This window comes from Natrinema salsiterrestre, from assembly GCF_029502005.1.
GTDB lineage: Archaea > Halobacteriota > Halobacteria > Halobacteriales > Natrialbaceae > Natrinema > Natrinema salsiterrestre.
Genome location: NZ_JAMQOT010000003.1, coordinates 75,788 through 93,522 on the forward strand (window position 1 = coordinate 75,788; position 17,735 = coordinate 93,522).

Genomic DNA, 17,735 nt, shown 5'->3' on the forward strand with positions numbered 1-17,735 from the left:
GAATGAGCGATTCCGGAGCGGGAACGACTGACGGGACGGGACCGAAGACCGGGGTGGACGCGGGAACTGCTGATCGAAAGAGTACGGGTAGCGACCTCGCAGTCCACCTCGATGGCATCACCAAGCGGTTCCCCGGCGTCGTCGCGAACGACGACGTCGACCTCCGCGTCGAACGGGGAACCGTCCACGCCCTGCTCGGCGAGAACGGAGCCGGGAAGACGACGCTGATGAACGTCCTCTACGGACTCTACGAGCCCGAGGAGGGCCGCGTCGTCGTCGACGGCGAGGACCGGTCGTTCGGCTCGCCTCGAGACGCCATCGACGCCGGCATCGGGATGATCCACCAGCACTTCATGCTGGTCGACCCGATGACGGTCGCCGAGAACATCGCGCTGGGAAACGAACCCACGAAGTGGTTCGGCATGGCGGTCGATCGCGAGCGTATCGACCGCGAGATTCGCGACCTCTGTGACAGGTACGGCTTCGACGTCGATCCCGACGCGACGATCGAAGACGTCAGCGTCGGCGTCCAGCAGCGCGTCGAGATCCTCAAGGCGCTGTTCCGCGGTGCCGAAGTGCTCATCCTCGACGAGCCGACCGCCGTCCTCACGCCCCAGGAGGTCGAGGGCCTCTACGAGGTCCTCGAGGAACTCACCGACCAGGGGAAGACGATCATCTTCATCACGCACAAACTCGAGGAAGCGACCCACGCCGCCGACGCGATCACCGTCCTCCGGGACGGGAAGTCCGTCGGGACGGTCGATCCGGGCGGCACGAGCCGAAAAGAGCTGGCCGAGCGCATGGTCGGCCGGGAAGTGCTCCTCGAGGCCGAATCCGAGCCGGCCGAGGCCGGCGACGTCGTCCTCTCGGCCGACGACGTCACCGTCAGGGACGCCCGCGATATCGAGGTCGTTTCGGAGATCGACCTCGACGTGCGCGCGGGCGAAATCCTCGGTATCGCGGGCGTCGACGGCAACGGACAGGCCGAGCTTGTCGAAGCGATCACCGGTCTCGAGACGCCCGACGAGGGCACGATCACCTACGACGGAACGGACATCACGGAGTGGTCTCGCCGCCAGCGGATCGAACAGGGGATGGCCTACATTCCGGAGGACCGCCACGAGCGCGGGCTCGTCATGCCCTTCGACCTCGTCGAAAACGGCGTCCTCGGCAGCCAGCGCTCACCGCGGTTCGCCACCAGTGGCCGGATCGACTGGCCCGGGGTTCGCGATCACACCGAGGAGATCATCGAGACCTACGACGTCCGACCGCCGGACGCCGACGCCGACGCGCAGTCGCTCTCGGGCGGGAATCAACAGAAGTTCATCGTCGGCCGCGAGTTCGAACGCGATCCGTCGCTCGTCGTCGCGACCCACCCCACTCGCGGGGTCGACATCGGCTCGACCGAATTCATCCACGAGCGCCTGCTCGACCTTCGCCGGGAGGGCGTCGCGATACTGCTCGTCTCCTCGAACCTCGAGGAAGTGCAGGCCCTCTCCGACCGGCTGGCAGTGATCTACGAGGGCGAATTCATCGACGTCACGACCCCCGAGGACGTGACCGAAGAGGAACTCGGCTTGCTCATGGCCGGCCAGCGGCCGGACCAGCGCGACGCGGCCGGCTCCGTCGGAGGTGACGACCGATGAGGGACCGACTCGCGGAGGTCCTCGATCGCCTCGTCGGCGCGTCGGCCCTCGAACGAGTCCTCATCAGCGTCGCGGCGCTGTTCGCCGCCGTCCTCGTCGGCGGCGTGCTCGTGTTCGTCTCCGGCGGATTCGCCACTTGCCGGACCGGCCTCGATCTGGCCGGCTGGACGTTCTGTTATAACCCGATGCAGGTCTACTACGAGCTGTTCCTCGGCGCGCTCGGTCACCCGCTCGAGGGGGGCTGGCAGCTCACCAATTTCGGCCTCGCGACGACCCTCCAGCGGACGACGCTGCTGATCTTCGCGGGGCTGTCAGTCGCGGTGGCGTTCCGCGCCGGCCTGCTCAACATCGGAACGCAGGGACAGCTGGTCGTCGGCGGGCTGGCGACCGCCGTCACCGTCGTCTACGCGGCGGCGATCGTCCCCGGCGGGTTCATCGGAACGGTCGTTCTCATCCCGCTGGGCGTGTTCGCGGGCGCAGTCGTCGGCGGGTTCTACGGCGCTATTCCGGGGGTGCTGAAGGCGTACGGCGACGCCAACGAGGTCATCACGACGATCATGCTCAATTTCGTCGCGACCGGCGTCACGGCGACGATCCTGTCCTGGCAGTTTCAGGACCCGAACAGTAACAACCCCCAGACGAGACCCGTCCCCGAGTACGCGGAGATTCCGAACCTCCCCCTGATCGGGTTCAGCGGTCGGATGGACTTCTCGCTGCTCGCGCTCGCCTTCGCCGTCGCGCTCATGATCGGGATCGCCTGGCTGTTCGCTCGAACCTCGTTCGGCTACGAACTCCGGACGAGCGGCCTCCAGCCCGAGGCCGCCGCCTACGGCGGGGTCGACGAGCGCCGCATGACCGTCGCGAGTATGACTCTCTCGGGCGCGCTTGGCGGCATCGGCGGCGCGTTCTGGGTGCTCATGGTCCACGGGCGCTGGCTCGAGAACGTGCCCTCGCTGGGCTTCGACGGGATCGCCGTGTCGGTGCTGGCCGGCAACAGTCCGGTCGGCGTCGGCGCGGCGGCGTTCCTGTTCGGGGTGCTCCAGAGCGGCTCGCGCTCGATCGGGACGGGAACGGACGTGCCGCCGGAGCTGGTCGGCATCCTGTCGGGACTCATCATCCTCTTCGTCGCGATGCCGGAGTTCTTCCGGATGCTCGGACTGCGTTTCCGCCCCGCGGGGACCTCACAGCCCGCTCGCGCGGACGGCGGTGAGGGGGGTGACGTCGATGAGTGACCTGGTCTCGAAGCGAACCGCCGGGGCGGCCGCGGCGCTCACTGTCGTCTGGATCGTCGTCGGACTGCTCGCGCCCGACTCGTGGCCCGGGGTTTTGCTCTCGATCGCCGCCAGTCCGAACACGCACACGGCGACGCTCCGGCTCGCCGTACCGATCGCACTCGCCGCGATCGGCGGCATCTTCGCCGAGAAGAGCGGCGTCATCAACATCGGGATCGAGGGGCTGCTCATCGTCTCGGGGTTCAGCTCTATCGTCGCCACCTACTGGCTCGGTTCCGGGAGCACGACGCTGGGGCTGTCGAACCACTGGTGGGGACTCGTCGTCGGCGTCCTCATCAGCGTCCTGTTCGCGCTGCTCTTCGCTGTCGTTTGCATCGAGTTCAAGGCCGATCAGATCATCGCCGGGCTCGCGGTCTGGCTCATCGCCCTGGGTCTCGCACCGTTCGTCTCCCGGATCGTCTTCGGGAGTCCGAACGCCACCACCATGGGGACGTTCAAACCCGTCACAGTCCCGGTGCTGTCGGAGATTCCGATCCTCGGCTACCTGCTGTTCGATACGCCGCCGCAGGTGTATCTCATGCTGTTCGGAGCGGTGGCGGGCTGGTACCTGCTCTTCCGGACGAGCTTCGGCCGTTGGGTCGTCGCCAGCGGCGAGAATCCGAAGGCGCTCGACACGGCCGGCGTCGACGTCCGGAAGGTCCGCTACGCCGCGGTCCTCCTCTCGGGCGTCTTCGCCGGCCTCGGCGGCGCGGGCTTCGCGCTCGGCCAGCTCGGAACCTTCGCCGGCGGCGGCCAGACCGACATCGCCGGCCGCGGGTTCATCGCGATCGCCACCTACCTGCTCGCGAACTACCACCCGATCGGTGCCTTGCTCGGATCCTTCCTCTTCGCGGGACTCAACTCGATGCAGAACGGGCTGCAGGCCGCCGGGTACGCCATCCCGACGGAACTCATCCGAACGATCCCCTACGCGACGGTGATCGTCGTCCTCGTGTTCGTCGGCCGCACCCGACTGCCCGAGGCCGCCGGTGAGGACTACGAGTCCGGCGAAGACTGAGTCGCTTTGTCGCTCTGCGCGATTTCGTCCGTTCGATGCCTTCTTGCGTCCGCTCGAGCTATCTCCTGCCGTGACAGACAACCCTCTCATCGACGCCGCTCGCGACGTTCAGGACGAGGCCCACGTGCCCTATTCCGAGTATCGAGTCGGCGCGGCGCTCGAGACCGACGACGGCGAAGTCTTCGTCGGCTGCAACCTCGAGAACGCCAATTTCAGCAACAGCCTCCACGCCGAGGAGGTCGCCGTCGCCGAAGCGGTCAAGAACGGCCACCGCGAGTTCTCGCGCCTCGCCGTCAGCTCCGATCGTCGGGACGGCGTCACGCCCTGCGGGATGTGCCGGCAGACCCTCACCGAGTTCTGCGACGACGATCTCGTCGTGCTCTGTGACGAAGGCGAGGGAGAGGAGCCGACCGAGTACACGCTCGGGGAGCTTCTGCCGAATACGATCACGCAGGACACGCTCGAGTGACGACCGCCGGGTCAGTGCTCGCGCTGCGGTGAACGCTTTTTCGAAAGCGGGGTGAGCGCCGTCTCGAGAGCCGCGGAAGCTACGACTCCGCGTCCTCGAGTCGCTCTCGGAGGATCGTCCGGTGACACCGCTTCTTCTCGGTGTTTTCATAACAGACCAGCGCCAGCGACTCGCCGGAGGCCAGCCGATCTTTCAGCGCCGCGAGCGCCGCCTGTGCCTCGTCGGACTCCTCGAGGTGCTCCCGATACGTCTCGCCGAACCCGACCTGCTCCCACGCGGCGTTGTGGGCCCCCTCCTCGCAGAGCCCCTGCATCTTCATGTCCTCCGCGGCGTCGCGCATCGACTCGAGCAGGTCCGCGGGCGGGCCGAGTTCGGGAGAGTTCTCGTCGACGGCCGCGTGAAACCACGACGTCGGTTGCCGGACGACGCCGACGCGCGTCGCGTCCGCCGGCAGGTCGGCGAGGTCGTGTTGAATCGCCGCGACGTAGGTGTCCGCGAGCGTTCCCCGTGCCATACGCTCGCTACGGAGGCCCCGCATTTATATACCGCGCCGGCTCGAACCCCCGCTATTCGATGACCCGCGACAGCGAAGATCCGAACGACGACGTACAGTACCACCTCGAGGTCGGACCGGACGACGTGGCCGACACCGTGCTTCTGCCGGGCAATCCCGAACGCCTCGAGAAGATCGTCGACTTCTGGGACGATCACGAGATCCGGGCCCACCACCGCGAGTACCGGACGGCGACGGGGACGTACGACGAGACGCCGATCTCGGTCACCTCGACTGGCATCGGCAGTCCGTCGGCCGCGATCGCGGTCGAGGAACTGGCTCGAGTCGGCGTGGACACGTTCATCCGGGTCGGTTCGTGCGGGGCGATCCAGTCCGAGATGGACGTCGGCGATCTCGTGATCACGACCGGCGCGGTCCGGCAGGAGGGGACGAGCGACGAGTACGTCCGCGAGGACTACCCGGCCGCGGCGGATCACGAGGTCGTCTCGGCGCTGATCGCCGCCGCCGAGCGACTCGGCTACGACTACCACACCGGCGTCACGATGAGTTCGGACTCGTTCTACGCCGGCCAGGGTCGCCCCGGCTTCGACGGCTTCGAGGCCGCCAGCGCGGACGAACTGGTCGAGGAACTCAAAGCGGCGAACGTCAAGAACATCGAGATGGAGGCCAGCGCCATCCTGACGATCGCGACCCTGTACGGCCTCCGCGCCGGTGCCGTCTGTACCGTCTACGCCAACCGCGAAACCGGCGAGTTCCGAACCGAAGGCGAATCCCGCGCCGCCGAAACCGCGTCCCTCGCGACGCACCTCCTGGCCCGGATGGACGCCGTCAAACGCGAGGCCGGCGTCGACCGCTGGCACGCCGGGTTGTCGCTCGAGTAGCGAACAGTTCCGCTGTCGCCGTCGAAACCGACCGCTTCTCAGTCTCGGATTCGGACGATGCCGTTCTCGAAGACCTTCCGGTTCGGGACGATGTACTCCTCGGAGTCGTCCTCGATTTTAGTGACGAACAGATCCACCTCCTGGACGATGCCGGTCTGGTCGCCGATCCGGATCTCGTCGCCGATCCCGTAGGGCTGGTTGAGCAGCAGGTAGATCCCCGCCGCGCTCGAGACGAGGAAGTCCTTGAACGCGACGGTGCCGACGACGACGATGCCGACGGCGTACACTGTCAGCAGGATCAGGAGCGCCGTGACGTGAACGCCGACCTGGCCAAGAGCGATGAGGAACGTCACGTACAGCACGGAGTACTTGACCAGCTTCGGGATGACCGAGACTTCGGGGAGCTTGACGCCCCGGAGATACTCGCTGACGATCAGTTCCGACTTGTCCGCGACGACGAAGCCCAGAATGAGGACGAGAACGGCGATAAACAGCTGCGGGATGAACTCCGTGACGCGAAGCCAGAAGGCGTCCGTATCGAGCAACTGTGCGATGTGGATCGCGGTGAGCACCGCGATCCCGTAGATGAACCACGAACTCAGCCGGGCGACGATCTCGACGGTCGACGTCCCGATCGACTGTGCGGTCCGCTCGAACGGCGTCCCTTCGACGGCGTCCGGCACGCCAGATGCGGACAGCAACTCCTCGTTGAGCCGACCGACGAGGTAGCCGACGACGAGGCCGAGCACCAGCACGGCCGCCGCTATGACGGCCGGTTCGTTGACGAACGACTGCCACTGTACCATATCAGTACGCCTCCGGATCGACCTCCAGTATGAGTTCACCGGCCTTGAACGCCCGCACGAGTCCGTCGCTCTCCGACAGCACGATCGAAATCGCGTTGGTGTCTCGCGTGATCGCACCGCCGGCCATGTGCCGCGCGCCGAGTCCTTTCGGGATGTCGACGCCCTCCGCCGACGGCTCGAGGTAGCGGTACGCGGAGACGATCTTGCCCGCGTCCGAAATGATGAACGCGCCGTCGAGCCGGGAGAACTCCTTCAGCATGACGTTCACGATCGGGTCGCCCACGTGGACGTGAGACTTCTCGAATGGGTTGTAGGAGAGCGGTCGGGACTTGTTCATCACCTTCCCGGCGTCGCCGACGACGAACAGCGCGCCGACCGGCTTCCCCTTCTGGCCCTTCTTGCCCAGTTCGATCGCCAGCTCGAGGACCGACTTGACCACCTCCGGGTCCGCCCGGGACTTGACGAACAGGTCGTAGATCCCCGTCTGCGTCTCCGCGTCCGCACGGACGCGGGAGACCGTATCGATCCCGTCGCCGAAAACGCTCGTCGCACAGGCGAGGTCGTCGCCGTCGTCGATCACGCCCTGTTCGAGGGCCCCCTCGAGACCGAACCGGATCCGGTCGGTGATGTTCTCGAACTCGAGGGGCAACTCGACGAACGTCTCCGCACCCACGGCGTTTTCCGTGCCGACGACGACCACGTCGAGATCATCGACGGCGGAGAATCGTTCGTAGTACGAACCACTGGGCGAAAAGAGCACGACAGCATCGACACTCGCGAAGATGTCCCCGAACACGTCGTCTAACCCGGCCATTGATACTACAACTCGGTCCTGCGCGAATAAGCGTTATGGGACGTCTGACGCGCGTCTTTCGATTTCGTCGATTCGACCGGACGGACGAGCCACCGTCGGTCGTCAGAGTCGACGATAGCGAGACCCTCTCGCCTCGTCCGGGTCCCAACACGCAGTCGCCGACCGCGAACACTTCCCTGTCGATGACCGTGATACATCGTGAACGATTCAATCAGCCTCGAAACGGCGAAAGCGATCATCGGCGCGGCCGAGGAGCGAGCGGAAACGATCGACAATCCGATGGTGATCGCGGTCGCCAACCCCGAGGGGAATCTCGTCGCCCAGCACAGGATGGACGGATCGTGGCTCGCTTCGGTCGAGATCTCGCGGAATAAGGCGTACACGGCGGCCGCACTGGAAACGCCGACCCACGAACTGGCCGAACCGTCGGCCCCCGGCGAATCGCTGTACGGACTGCAGACGACTGATCAGGGCCGAATCGTGATCTTCGGCGGCGGCTACCCGCTCCGGCGAGACGGCGAGATCGTCGGTACGATCGGCGTCAGCGGCGGTGCCGTCGAACAGGATATGGACGTCGCACAGACCGGTGTCGACGAATTCGACGAACTCGTGTCGTAGCTCGTCACCGCCGCTTCGGACACGCATCGGCCACTCTCGAGTCGACTCAGTCGAGTCGATTCGGCCCGCCCGTTCGAGTCGACGACTCGATCGACGAACGAGTTCGCTTTCGCCGAGACGATGGCGTCCATAGATCACGACGAACTCTGCCGTCTCGGACTCGTAACAGTCCGTGAGTTGATTGAGCTCGGATTCCCGATCAACGAAGTGCTTCAAGAACCGTGTAGTATCCAAGATTGAACGGAGTTTTCGATTTCAGAAATCGTGATTTCTGAAATCACGATTTCTTTCTATCGGCCGATACAAAACCCTGTCAAGAGATGGATCACCGCCGACGATTAGTCGGTGCGAACCCACACGACGCGAAATAGATGGTAGAGCGCGGGACCGGATTCGAACAACGTCAAGACGTGCTCGCTTCGCTGCGCGCGTCTTCCCTCGTTCGAATCCGCTGACCACATTCTCCGCTCACGAAGTTGTTCGCGGAGAATGCGCGGGACCGGATTCGAACCGGCGGACCCCTACGGGACAGCGTCCTAAGCGCTGCGCCGTTGGCCTAGCTTGGCTACCCGCGCTCACACCCGAGTTTTCACGAATCGAGTAAGTACCTGTCGGTCCGGGCGGGCGTCGTCCCCGGATCGAATTCCCGCCGGACCGCCGCCCGACGGATTCGACCCGGTAGCCGACGTCCCGATGGCGACTAACAGCGCTTTACTGGCTCCTCCGGTGACCAGTCCGGCGGGACGATGAACGTCACGTGCTCCGGATCGCGGAGTTGGTGGAGCTCTGCGGCCTGCTCGGCCAGCGCCCGGTCTCGGTACGGCATCTCGAGCCCGCAGCCGGTACAGACGAGTTTGCACGTTGGTTCTTTCATAGCGAGGGTCGGACCGCCCCACCGACGGCTGTCTCCGTGCTTCGGTCGGCGACCAGTTTAGTAGTTGTCTCCTAGTGAAAAACAGGGAGAACGGCCGGTTTACCGACGTATTCGTATCTGTACGTTGCGTTCCGTAGTATCGTATTGGTGATCGGAACGGGCCCGGTCCCGGGACACTGCACAGCGTCCGGACCGTACGTTTATGTCGACCGGTCCGATATCCGCACGTATGCACAGCGCCAGGGATCGGGTCGAGTACGAACCGTGGCTCGAGGACCTCGAGACCGTGGCCGATCGGCTGGACCTCTGTGCCGAGGCGCGGTCGTGCGCGATGGACCTCTTTCTCGCTGACGTTCCCGATTCCGACCGATCGAAGCAGGCGGTCCTGGCGGCGAGCATCTACGCCGGCTCGCTCGTCGCCGGTGACGGCCGCACGCAGGGCGCGGTGGCCGACGCCGCTGACGTCTCTCGGCTCTCGATCCAGTCCCGGTGGAAGGAGTTACTCGAGGCGGCGGGGCTCGAGCCGCCGCGCTGGTAACAGTGTCGTACACCGACCGTTCACGGGGCCAGTGGCGGATTGCACTCAGAGACAAACCAGACACGTGACCGAACTCGAAGGGCCGTTCGACAGCCGGTTCGCGGGCAGCACTCCTCGTCGGATTCATCGCGGGATCCGTCGCGGTTCGTGTCGGCCCCTCTCGGGGGATCGAGGCGTCGGACTCCGCCGGGTCAGTCGCCGTCCAGCACGGTTCCGTGCTCGTCGATCTCGCCCATGACGATCCGCGTACTCGAGATGATATCGCCGTCGTCGGCGCGGACGTGCGGCACGACGACGACCTCCAGCGGGTCGTGTCCCTCCTCACGACGGATCTCGTTGATTCGCTCGCCGCCCTCGCGCGTCTCGGGGGAGACGACGAGGAAGTCGAACTGCGGTTCCGTCGCGATTCCCGTCGGCGACTCGAGCGTCCGCACCTCGAACTCGCGGTCGTAGTCGGCCGCGATCGATTCGAGCTCGGACTCGAGCGCGGCTTTCCGTTCGTCGTACGACCGGACCCGCCGGTCGACGTCTCGTGTTTTCGGCGCGAGTTCGTCGCTGGTCAAGCCGACTGTCACGTCTCCGAGTTCGAACGCCCGTTCGAACAGCCGTCGGTGACCGTCGTGAACGGGGTCGAAGGTCCCACCAAGCGCGACGTCCATACCGCAGTTCAGTTGCGCGGTGCGTATAAAACGGTCGAATCAACATATTTTTTCGCGGCGACTCGGAGCGTTCGTTTCCGCCGGTTTTCGACAGTCGACGAAACTCCCCTTCGCATTGTTTTTAGTAGTCCCCTGCAGTGTCCCCGATATGGGATTAGACGAGGACGCACTGGAGTATCACCGAACCGATCCGCCGGGGAAAATAGAGATATCGACCACGAAACCGACGAATACGCAGCGTGACCTCTCGCTCGCGTACTCGCCGGGCGTCGCCGCGCCGTGTCTCGAGATCGACGAGAACGAAACCGAGGCCTACAGCTACACGGCGAAGGGGAACCTCGTCGGCGTGGTCTCGAACGGGTCGGCCGTGCTCGGGCTCGGCGACATCGGCGCGCAGGCGTCGAAACCCGTCATGGAGGGGAAGGGCGTCCTGTTCAAGCGCTTCGCCGACATCGACGTCTTCGACATCGAGCTCGACGAGGAGGACCCCGACAAGCTCGTCGAGGCCGTCAAGATGATGGAGCCGACCTTCGGCGGGGTCAACCTCGAGGACATCAAAGCGCCCGAGTGTTTCACCGTCGAGGAGCGACTCCGGGAGGAGATCGACATTCCGGTCTTCCACGACGACCAGCACGGGACCGCCATCATCTCCGGTGCCGCGCTCATCAACGCCGCCGACGTCGCGGGGAAATCGCTCGACGAACTCGAGATCGCGTTCTCGGGTGCGGGCGCGAGCGCCATCGCGACGGCGCGGTTCTACGTCTCGCTGGGTTGCAAGAAGGAGAACATCACGATGTGTGACTCCTCGGGGATCATCACCGAGGAGCGCGCGGCGGCCGAAGACGTCAACGAGTACAAACAGCAGTTCGCCCGCGACGTCCCCGAAGGCGGGCTCGCGGACGCGATGGAGGGCGCGGACGTCTTCGTGGGGCTCTCGATCGGCGGGATCGTCTCCCAGGAGATGGTCCAGTCCATGAACGACAACCCGATCGTCTTCGCGATGGCGAACCCCGATCCGGAGATCGGCTACGAGGAGGCCAAGGACGCCCGGGACGACGATGTGATCATGGCGACCGGTCGCTCGGACTACCCCAATCAGGTCAACAACGTGCTCGGGTTCCCCTTCATCTTCCGCGGCGCGCTCGACGTGCGCGCCACCGAGATCAACGAAGAGATGAAGGTCGCCTGCGCCGAGGCGCTGGCCGAGCTCGCCCGCCAGGACGTCCCCGACGCGGTCGTCAAGGCGTACGGCGACGAGCCGATTCAGTACGGCCCCGACTACATCATTCCGAAGCCCGTCGACCCGCGCGTGCTCTTCCGCGTCGCGCCGGCGATCGCCGAGGCCGCGATGGAGTCCGGTGCCGCTCGCACCGAGATCGATCTCGAGGCCTACGAGGAGGAACTCGAGGCCCGGCTGGGCAAGTCCCGCGAGATGATGCGCGTCGTCCTCAACAAGGCGAAGAGCGACCCGAAGACGGTCGCCCTCGCGGAGGGCGAGAACGAGAAGATGATCCGGGCCGCCTATCAGATCCAGGAGCAGGGGATCGCCCTGCCGATCCTGATCGGCGACGAGGACGAGATCAGGGGGACGGCCGCGAACCTCGGTCTCGACTTCGATCCGACCGTCGCCGATCCGTCCGTGGGCGACTACGAGGAGTACGCCGAGCGACTCCACGAGCTTCGCGCCCGCAAGGGAATCACGCGCAGCGAGGCCGGCGAGCTCGTCGAAGGCGACTCGAACTACTTCGGCAGCGTGATGGTCGAACAGGGCGACGCCGACGCCTTGCTGACCGGGCTCTCTCACCACTATCCGTCCGCACTCCGACCACCGCTGCAGGTGATCGGCACCGACGACGACGTCGACTACGCGGCCGGCGTCTACATGCTGACGTTCAAGAACCGCGTGATCTTCGTGGCGGACGCGACGGTCAACCAGGCCCCCGACGAGGAGGTCCTCGCCGAGGTCACCAGACAGACGGGCAAGCTCGCACGCCGGTTCAACATCGAACCGCGCGCCGCCTTGCTCTCCTACTCGAACTTCGGCAGCGTCGACAACGAAGGGACGCGCAAACCCCGCAAGGCGGCCTCGATGCTCCAGGACGACCCCGAGGTCGACTTCCCCGTCGACGGCGAGATGCAGGCCGACACCGCCGTCGTCGAAGACATCCTCCAGGGAACGTACGGCTTTTCGGACCTCGAGGAGCCGGCCAACGTCCTCGTCTTCCCGAACCTCGAGTCGGGGAACATCGGGTACAAGCTGCTCCAGCGACTCGGCGGCGCGGACGCCATCGGCCCGATGCTGGTCGGGATGGACGAGCCGGTCCACGTCCTCCAGCGGGGCGACGAGGTCAAGGACATCGTGAACCTGGCCGGCGTGGCGGTCGTCGACGCCCAACAGGAGTGAACGCGTGACCGAGCGAACCGCCGATCATCGGATCGTCGAGTCCGATCGCGACGCCGAGACAGTCGGCGGTACTCGGATCACCCGACGACAGCTGCTCTGCTCCGCGGGGGCCGCGGGAACGGTCGGGCTCGCCGGCTGCACCGGGCGACGGTATCGGTCGCCACCGGACTGTTCCCCCGTCGCGGCCGCCGCGGAATCCGCGGGAGAGTACGCGCCGCTCCCGGCGGACGACGGAATCTCCATGTTTCGTCGCGGCCTGCGCCGGTACGGCTACTACCCCGAGGAGACCGTTCCCTCAGCCGTTCGCGTCGACTGGTCGGTCCCGACCAACGGGATCGGCCACACGGCGGCCAAGCCGACGCCGCGGCCGACGCCGGACGGCGAGACGATCCTGATCGCGAGCGACACCGGACGGATCGACGCGTATACGCCGACGGGCGACCAGCGCTGGGGTATCGAGACGGGTGCCTCGCGGAGCCTCGGCTTTCACGGAACGCCGGCGATCGTCGACCAAACCGCCTACATCGGCGGCTACGACGGCGATTGCTACGCGATCGACGTCGACACCGGTGACGTCCGCTGGCGAACGGGAGCCCGCGAGTTCGGCGGGGCCATCGCGATCGGCTCGAGCCCGGCCTATATCGACGGTAATCTGTACCTCCTCGCGGAGTACAAGAACCCGGACAGCGGCGCGCTCTGGGAGGTCGACGCCGAAACCGGGACGCCGACCTGGAGCGACGACCGCCTCTGGGGGATGCCCCATCCCTCGCCCGCGATCGACTGCGAGACCGGGCGGCTCGTCACCGGTTCGAACGACGGCGTGGTCTACTGCTGGGAGTTTCCCTCCCTCGAGTTCGCCTGGTCGTTTCAGGCCGGCGGCGAGGGCGGTCCCGACGGCGACTCGAAGGCCGGCGGCCGATTCAACCTCGGTGCCCAGATCAAGGGGACGATCCCGACCTACGACGGGGCGGCGTTCGTCGGCTCCTGGGACGGGCGGTTCTACCGGCTCGACCTCGCGGACGGCACCGAGGAGTGGTCGTTCGAGACCGGGCGGGTCATCATGTCGAACCCGGCGATCGATCCGGAGGCGGGAGTGGTCTACATGGGGAGCGACGACAACTTCGTCTACGCGCTCGACGCCGAGACGGGCGAGGAACTGTGGTCGGCCGATGTCGGCGGTCGCGTCATCGGATCGATCACGGCGACCGCCGAATCGATCCTCGTCGGCTCCTACGACGCGCACCTGTACGCCCTCGACAGGGAAACGGGTGAGCGGCGCTGGCGGGTCGAAAACCGCGGCCACGTGACTAGCGGCGCGATCCCCCGCGGGGACCGGATCTACTACGCCGAGCGCGGCGTCTTCTCGAACTACTACGACGATACCGAGGAGACGGTGCTCGAGGAAATGGGTCAGGCGTACTGCTTGGTACCCGACGACTGACGGACTGGTATGCGACCCGAGCGGCCCCCTCGCTCATCGACCTCGCGACCGGTCGGCCCGCGAACGGGGCGCGTCTCGTTGCATATAAATATGCGCCGGGACTGGTTGTGTGTATGCAAGATCAGGGACGCTCTACGCGCAAGCGAACCGGCGGCCGACTGAAGAACGTTCGAAACCGACGCAAGGACGAGCTCGGTCGACTGCCGACCGAGACGGAGGTCGGCGAACCGCGATTCCGGACCATCGACGTCCGCGGGAACGGGACGAAGACGCGAGCGCTGGCGACCAACGTGGCGAGCGTCAACAAGGGCGACGAAACGGTGTCCGCGGAGATCGAAGACGTCGTCGAGAACGACGCCAACCCGAACTACATCCGCCGAAACATCATCACGAAGGGCGCGGTCATCGACACGAGCGAGGGCCAGGCCCGCGTCACCTCCCGTCCCGGCCAGACCGGTCAGGTCAACGCCGTTCTTCTCGAGTAACGGAATTCCGTTTCAGTTCGTCGCGGCCCGTACAGCGCCATCCATGAGCGCGTCGTATTTCCTCTCGCGGTCGTCGCCATAGCGGGGATCCCCGAGTTCTCGTCCCACGAAAGACGAGTCGCGAGTCGGCCCCTCTCGATTTCGAACGGCCGAACCTCCCCTCGAGATTCAGGGCCGCGGTGCCGCCTTCTGTAACGCCGTTTCGGCGATGTTACCGCCGTAGTCGGCGCTTCTGGACAGCGAGTCGACGATCAGTCCCAGCGATTGGGCCTGTGCGGGCTCGAGGTCGCGGAGCATGTCGTCGATCCGTCGCGTGTGGTGGTCGATCTCGAGGACGGCCGCGATCGCGTCGTGACCGAGCCGGGTCGCCTCCTCGGGGTCCTCGGCGAACAGGGCGTCCATCGACCCCTCGAAGACCGTCGCGGCCTCGCCGTGGAGCCCGTGGAGGGCGTCGGCGACGTCGGCGGGCAACTCGTCCAGTTTGAGCGCGATGTTGCTGATCTTGACGGCGTGGTCGGCGATCCGCTCGAGCTGTCGGGCGCTGGAGTGGTAGTCGAAGCAGTCCTCGCGGGAGACGCCGAGCTCCTCGACCGCGCGAGGCGACCGCAGCGTCGCGCGGAAGATGCGCGAGACGACCAGCCAGAGCCGGTCGACGTCGTCGTCGCGATCGACCACGTCGCGAGCGATCGCGTCGTCGTTCTCGATCAGCGCGGTGACCGCGTCCTCGAGCATCGACTGGGCGATCAGGCGCATGCGCGTGACGGCGTTGACGATCGACAGCTCCGACGAGTCGAGCAGGTCCTGAATGACCACGCTGTCGCCCGTCTCCTCGAGCACTTCGACGCCGACGAGTCGCTGGGTGGCGTCCCGGATCGCGCTCCGCTGCTCGGTCGTGATCCGGCCCGCCTCGAGCGAGATGACGTCGAAGCCGCTGACGTACATCGTCATGACGGCCCGCATCAGCTCTTCGCCCTCGAGTCCGGAGACGTCCAGCGCCCCTTCCTGGCGTCGGCTCTCGCGTTCGGGCGTCAGGAGGAGCTCGTCCCCGTCGGGATAGAATTCGACCGTGGTTCCGCTGCTGACGTCGTTGTCGGTCGCCCAGGTCTTCGGCAACGAGACGGTGAACGTCGACCCACCAGTCACCTGCACTTTTCGCGTCTCCATACGAACCGCTTTTGACCGCAACAATATAAATACACTAGTCTATAGAGTACGAGAATTAGCGTTTTAAACCACCTAAAATGCAGTTTTGCGGTATTTGTGCTACCAACGTCTTGGTAGCTATACGTCGATTATGGTTGAACTATATAGTAATATATTGAGTCTGGTAATCGGTTAGCTGAGCATGAGCGGTCCCATCGAAAGAGTCTGTTTGGCGAGCGTCGCGAGCCGCAGGATGTAGGATGTGAACAGGAGAAATGGTAGCGCTGAGATGGCGAACGCGGCGCTAACGACCCAGAGCACGCTCTCGATGCCGAGGAACGTGCCGGGGAACGTCGTCGGGTCGACGAAGACGACCATCCCGCCAGCGACGGTGAGTGCAATCACTGCGGCGTACAGGATGGCTCGTGAGAGTTTCACCAGCGCCCACTGGATGTAGAGGTCCTTGACGTACTCGCGAACCACCCCGTACATCGTGAGCGCCTCGAGCAAATTTCTGAACGCGCTTCGTTCCTCGTCGGTGAGAGAGTCTTCGTACGCCATTCCGAGCCGGCGAACGTCGTGCATCTTCCGATCGTAGTTGTAATCGAGCGCGGGCGATAAGACGCCGAAGGTGCCGAAATCCGTGTCTTCGAGGTGGTTGCGTGCGTTGTCGGCGTTCTCCAACAAGTCGGTGACGTACTCGTCCACTTTCTCGTAGATCTCCTGATTTTCAGTCTCGGAGAGCGTGTCTCGCAGTGTCTTTGCTCGCTGTTCGCTGGTTTCGATAAGCGCATGGAGGTAGGCCGCTGGGTCGGCGGGCGTCGTCATCGCGAGGAGGCTATCGGTGTTCTGGCGGAAATCCATCGTCACGTCCATCCGACTACGCTGGTTCCCGAGCGAGCCGATTTCCTGGGAGAGGACGAGCTGATTGATCGTCACGACGAGCGTCGTCCCGGTGATGATCGCGCCGACGAGACCGGCGAATACCGTTTCGACCATGTCGCTCGAATGCATGGTCGACCGCAACGACACCGGCTTCATGACGCCCCAGCTCATGAACACGAGGAAGATCAGGAAAGCGAGCCCGCCGGCGACGACCCACCGGTTGGCGTCGAGCAGCAACCAGAACCAGTACTTATTGATGTCCGTCCGCTCACGGAGCGTGTTGTCCGTCGAGAGGTCACTCATGAGTGACTGGGCGTTTGAACAGCAGTAGTTTCGTGCCGCCACCGTCGTAGCTGATCGTCTCTGCGAGTTCCCAGCCCTCTGCACCGAGGCGGTTGAGTTCGTCTGTCGGATCGACCGTCTCTCGCTTGGTCAACCCCTTTGGCGGTTCGAGCGTTTTGTATTCCCATTGCTGGTGCATTTCGGTACCCATGAGTTGATATCGGCGCTCACGATGATGATTCTGCTGCAGGGTGAATACAGGACACACCGGATACCGAGACATGGGATTTCTTTACCAGCGCGACGAGAGCACGGGTATGCACGTCGTCGTCAACGCCGCGATGAGTGCGGACGGGAAACTGTCCTCGCACCGTCGCGAACAGATCGCGATCAGCGGCGAGGCCGACTTCGAACGCGTCGATCGACTTCGGGCGGCCAGCGACGCCGTCGTGGTCGGCGTCGGAACCGTCCTCGCGGACGATCCGCATCTGACCGTCAAGGGCGACGACCTCCGGGACCAGCGTCGAGCGGACGGCCGGTCAACGAACCCCGCGCGGGTCGTCGTCGACTCGAGCGGCCGAACGCCGGCGGACGCGGCGATCCTCGACGACGCGGCGGCGACTTACGTCTGTCTGAGCGAAGCCGCCCCCGTCGATCGGCGGATGACGCTCGCCGATCACGCCGAGCTGGTTACCGCGGGCGAGGAGCGGGTCGACCTCCTGCGCGCGTTCGCGGCGCTGCAGGACGCGGGCCTCGAGCGAGTCATGGTCGAGGGCGGGGGCGAACTCATTTTCTCGCTGTTCGAGGCCGGACTGGTCGACGAGCTACGGGTCTTCGTCGGTCCGAAAATCATCGGTGGTCGCGACGCCCCGACACTGGCCGACGGCGAGGGGTTCCTCGCGGAGTTTCCGACGCTCGAACTCGAGGAGGTCGATCGCCTCGACGACGGCGTCTTGCTCACGTGGGCCGTCGACGAGCGGTAGCCGG

At 65.3% G+C, this 17,735-nt stretch carries 19 protein-coding genes, 1 tRNA gene and 1 pseudogene; 11 read left to right on the plus strand and 10 right to left on the minus strand.

Features of this window, described 5'->3' with window-relative positions; genetic code table 11:
* The first annotated feature begins 2 nt into the window (after positions 1–2).
* The 4 genes from NDI89_RS09910 (at position 3) to cdd (ending at position 4,404) form a co-directional block, all read left to right on the plus strand.
* The gene (locus NDI89_RS09910; protein WP_277521386.1) at positions 3–1,646 is read left to right on the plus strand and encodes an ABC transporter ATP-binding protein; all 1,644 of its coding nucleotides are present in this window, start codon (positions 3–5) and stop codon (positions 1,644–1,646) included.
* Entirely contained in the window at positions 1,643–2,878 is a 1,236-nt protein-coding gene (locus tag NDI89_RS09915) for an ABC transporter permease (protein WP_277521387.1), read from the plus strand. The genes NDI89_RS09910 and NDI89_RS09915 overlap by 4 nt, the downstream gene beginning before the upstream one ends.
* Positions 2,871–3,935, plus strand: a complete 1,065-nt coding sequence (locus NDI89_RS09920; RefSeq protein WP_277521388.1) for an ABC transporter permease — start codon at positions 2,871–2,873, stop codon at positions 3,933–3,935. The genes NDI89_RS09915 and NDI89_RS09920 overlap by 8 nt, the downstream gene beginning before the upstream one ends.
* A gap of 70 nt (positions 3,936–4,005) precedes the next feature.
* Positions 4,006–4,404 (plus strand): cytidine deaminase, encoded by a 399-nt coding sequence (gene cdd, locus NDI89_RS09925; protein ID WP_277521389.1) that lies wholly within the window; start codon positions 4,006–4,008, stop codon positions 4,402–4,404.
* Positions 4,405–4,483: 79 nt separating this feature from the next.
* Here cdd and NDI89_RS09930 read toward each other — a convergent pair whose 3' ends face one another.
* Positions 4,484–4,918 carry a DUF488 family protein, N3 subclade gene (locus tag NDI89_RS09930; RefSeq protein WP_277521390.1) on the minus strand — a complete coding sequence of 145 codons (435 nt, stop codon included), beginning with the start codon at positions 4,916–4,918 and terminating at the stop codon, positions 4,484–4,486.
* A 59-nt stretch (positions 4,919–4,977) separates the two neighbouring features.
* On the opposite strand from NDI89_RS09930, the gene NDI89_RS09935 reads away from it, so the two are divergent.
* Positions 4,978–5,799, plus strand: coding sequence for a nucleoside phosphorylase (locus tag NDI89_RS09935; protein ID WP_277521391.1), 822 nt, complete (start codon positions 4,978–4,980; stop codon positions 5,797–5,799).
* A 38-nt stretch (positions 5,800–5,837) separates the two neighbouring features.
* Here NDI89_RS09935 and NDI89_RS09940 read toward each other — a convergent pair whose 3' ends face one another.
* Positions 5,838–6,605, minus strand: a complete 768-nt coding sequence (locus NDI89_RS09940) for a mechanosensitive ion channel family protein (RefSeq protein ID WP_277521392.1) — start codon at positions 6,603–6,605, stop codon at positions 5,838–5,840.
* Between the two features lies 1 nt (position 6,606).
* Positions 6,607–7,419 carry a diadenylate cyclase DacZ gene (gene dacZ, locus NDI89_RS09945; RefSeq protein WP_277521393.1) on the minus strand — a complete coding sequence of 271 codons (813 nt, stop codon included), beginning with the start codon at positions 7,417–7,419 and terminating at the stop codon, positions 6,607–6,609.
* Positions 7,420–7,617: 198 nt separating this feature from the next.
* Here dacZ and NDI89_RS09950 point away from each other — a divergent pair, with 198 nt between their 5' ends.
* Complete coding sequence (locus NDI89_RS09950) at positions 7,618–8,037, plus strand: GlcG/HbpS family heme-binding protein (protein ID WP_277521394.1); 420 nt, start codon at positions 7,618–7,620, stop codon at positions 8,035–8,037.
* 126 nt (positions 8,038–8,163) lie between these two features.
* On the opposite strand, the pseudogene NDI89_RS09955 reads toward NDI89_RS09950, so the two are convergent.
* The 3 genes and pseudogenes from NDI89_RS09955 to NDI89_RS09965 all read right to left on the minus strand — a co-directional run.
* Positions 8,164–8,271: pseudogene (locus NDI89_RS09955) on the minus strand (hypothetical protein); the annotation flags it as partial.
* 256 nt (positions 8,272–8,527) lie between these two features.
* A tRNA-Leu gene (locus NDI89_RS09960) sits at positions 8,528–8,612 on the minus strand.
* Between the two features lie 125 nt (positions 8,613–8,737).
* Positions 8,738–8,911 carry a hypothetical protein gene (locus NDI89_RS09965; protein ID WP_277521395.1) on the minus strand — a complete coding sequence of 58 codons (174 nt, stop codon included), beginning with the start codon at positions 8,909–8,911 and terminating at the stop codon, positions 8,738–8,740.
* Between the two features lie 229 nt (positions 8,912–9,140).
* Here NDI89_RS09965 and NDI89_RS09970 point away from each other — a divergent pair, with 229 nt between their 5' ends.
* Complete coding sequence (locus NDI89_RS09970) at positions 9,141–9,449, plus strand: transcription initiation factor IIB family protein (RefSeq protein ID WP_277521396.1); 309 nt, start codon at positions 9,141–9,143, stop codon at positions 9,447–9,449.
* Between the two features lie 191 nt (positions 9,450–9,640).
* On the opposite strand, the gene NDI89_RS09975 is transcribed toward NDI89_RS09970, so the two are convergent.
* Positions 9,641–10,108, minus strand: a complete 468-nt coding sequence (locus NDI89_RS09975) for a phosphopantetheine adenylyltransferase (RefSeq protein ID WP_277521397.1) — start codon at positions 10,106–10,108, stop codon at positions 9,641–9,643.
* A 148-nt stretch (positions 10,109–10,256) separates the two neighbouring features.
* Here NDI89_RS09975 and NDI89_RS09980 point away from each other — a divergent pair, with 148 nt between their 5' ends.
* From NDI89_RS09980 to NDI89_RS09990, 3 genes are all read left to right on the plus strand, one after another.
* Positions 10,257–12,512 carry an NADP-dependent malic enzyme gene (locus tag NDI89_RS09980; protein WP_277521398.1) on the plus strand — a complete coding sequence of 752 codons (2,256 nt, stop codon included), beginning with the start codon at positions 10,257–10,259 and terminating at the stop codon, positions 12,510–12,512.
* A gap of 4 nt (positions 12,513–12,516) precedes the next feature.
* On the plus strand, positions 12,517–13,953 hold the full coding sequence (locus NDI89_RS09985) for an outer membrane protein assembly factor BamB family protein (protein ID WP_277521399.1): 1,437 nt from the start codon (positions 12,517–12,519) through the stop codon (positions 13,951–13,953).
* A 113-nt stretch (positions 13,954–14,066) separates the two neighbouring features.
* On the plus strand, positions 14,067–14,438 hold the full coding sequence (locus NDI89_RS09990; RefSeq protein ID WP_277521400.1) for a 30S ribosomal protein S8e: 372 nt from the start codon (positions 14,067–14,069) through the stop codon (positions 14,436–14,438).
* A 168-nt stretch (positions 14,439–14,606) separates the two neighbouring features.
* Here the strand turns inward: NDI89_RS09990 and NDI89_RS09995 are convergent, their stop codons facing one another.
* From NDI89_RS09995 to sp36, 3 genes are all read right to left on the minus strand, one after another.
* Positions 14,607–15,602, minus strand: a complete 996-nt coding sequence (locus tag NDI89_RS09995; RefSeq protein ID WP_277521401.1) for a phosphate uptake regulator PhoU — start codon at positions 15,600–15,602, stop codon at positions 14,607–14,609.
* A 171-nt stretch (positions 15,603–15,773) separates the two neighbouring features.
* The gene (locus NDI89_RS10000) at positions 15,774–16,769 is read right to left on the minus strand and encodes a DUF7972 family membrane protein (RefSeq protein ID WP_277521402.1); all 996 of its coding nucleotides are present in this window, start codon (positions 16,767–16,769) and stop codon (positions 15,774–15,776) included.
* On the minus strand, positions 16,762–16,959 hold the full coding sequence (gene sp36 / locus NDI89_RS10005; protein ID WP_277521403.1) for a Sp36 family protein: 198 nt from the start codon (positions 16,957–16,959) through the stop codon (positions 16,762–16,764). Before sp36 ends, NDI89_RS10000 begins: the two co-directional genes overlap by 8 nt.
* A 106-nt stretch (positions 16,960–17,065) precedes the next feature.
* Here sp36 and NDI89_RS10010 point away from each other — a divergent pair, with 106 nt between their 5' ends.
* A complete protein-coding gene (locus NDI89_RS10010) occupies positions 17,066–17,731 on the plus strand; it encodes a 2,5-diamino-6-(ribosylamino)-4(3H)-pyrimidinone 5'-phosphate reductase (protein ID WP_277521831.1) in 666 nt (221 codons plus the stop codon).
* Positions 17,732–17,735 lie beyond the last annotated feature (4 nt).

Coding starts and splice junctions, on each gene's coding strand:
- NDI89_RS09910 (WP_277521386.1), top strand. CDS start 3: ATGAGCGATTCCGGAGCGGGAACGACTGACGGGACGGGACCGAAGACC.
- NDI89_RS09915 (WP_277521387.1), top strand. CDS start 1,643: ATGAGGGACCGACTCGCGGAGGTCCTCGATCGCCTCGTCGGCGCGTCG.
- NDI89_RS09920 (WP_277521388.1), top strand. CDS start 2,871: ATGAGTGACCTGGTCTCGAAGCGAACCGCCGGGGCGGCCGCGGCGCTC.
- NDI89_RS09930 (WP_277521390.1), bottom strand. CDS start 4,918: ATGGCACGGGGAACGCTCGCGGACACCTACGTCGCGGCGATTCAACAC.
- NDI89_RS09935 (WP_277521391.1), top strand. CDS start 4,978: ATGACCCGCGACAGCGAAGATCCGAACGACGACGTACAGTACCACCTC.
- NDI89_RS09940 (WP_277521392.1), bottom strand. CDS start 6,605: ATGGTACAGTGGCAGTCGTTCGTCAACGAACCGGCCGTCATAGCGGCG.
- dacZ (WP_277521393.1), bottom strand. CDS start 7,419: ATGGCCGGGTTAGACGACGTGTTCGGGGACATCTTCGCGAGTGTCGAT.
- NDI89_RS09965 (WP_277521395.1), bottom strand. CDS start 8,911: ATGAAAGAACCAACGTGCAAACTCGTCTGTACCGGCTGCGGGCTCGAG.
- NDI89_RS09970 (WP_277521396.1), top strand. CDS start 9,141: ATGCACAGCGCCAGGGATCGGGTCGAGTACGAACCGTGGCTCGAGGAC.
- NDI89_RS09975 (WP_277521397.1), bottom strand. CDS start 10,108: ATGGACGTCGCGCTTGGTGGGACCTTCGACCCCGTTCACGACGGTCAC.
- NDI89_RS09980 (WP_277521398.1), top strand. CDS start 10,257: ATGGGATTAGACGAGGACGCACTGGAGTATCACCGAACCGATCCGCCG.
- NDI89_RS09990 (WP_277521400.1), top strand. CDS start 14,067: ATGCAAGATCAGGGACGCTCTACGCGCAAGCGAACCGGCGGCCGACTG.
- NDI89_RS09995 (WP_277521401.1), bottom strand. CDS start 15,602: ATGGAGACGCGAAAAGTGCAGGTGACTGGTGGGTCGACGTTCACCGTC.
- NDI89_RS10000 (WP_277521402.1), bottom strand. CDS start 16,769: ATGAGTGACCTCTCGACGGACAACACGCTCCGTGAGCGGACGGACATC.
- sp36 (WP_277521403.1), bottom strand. CDS start 16,959: ATGGGTACCGAAATGCACCAGCAATGGGAATACAAAACGCTCGAACCG.
- NDI89_RS10010 (WP_277521831.1), top strand. CDS start 17,066: ATGCACGTCGTCGTCAACGCCGCGATGAGTGCGGACGGGAAACTGTCC.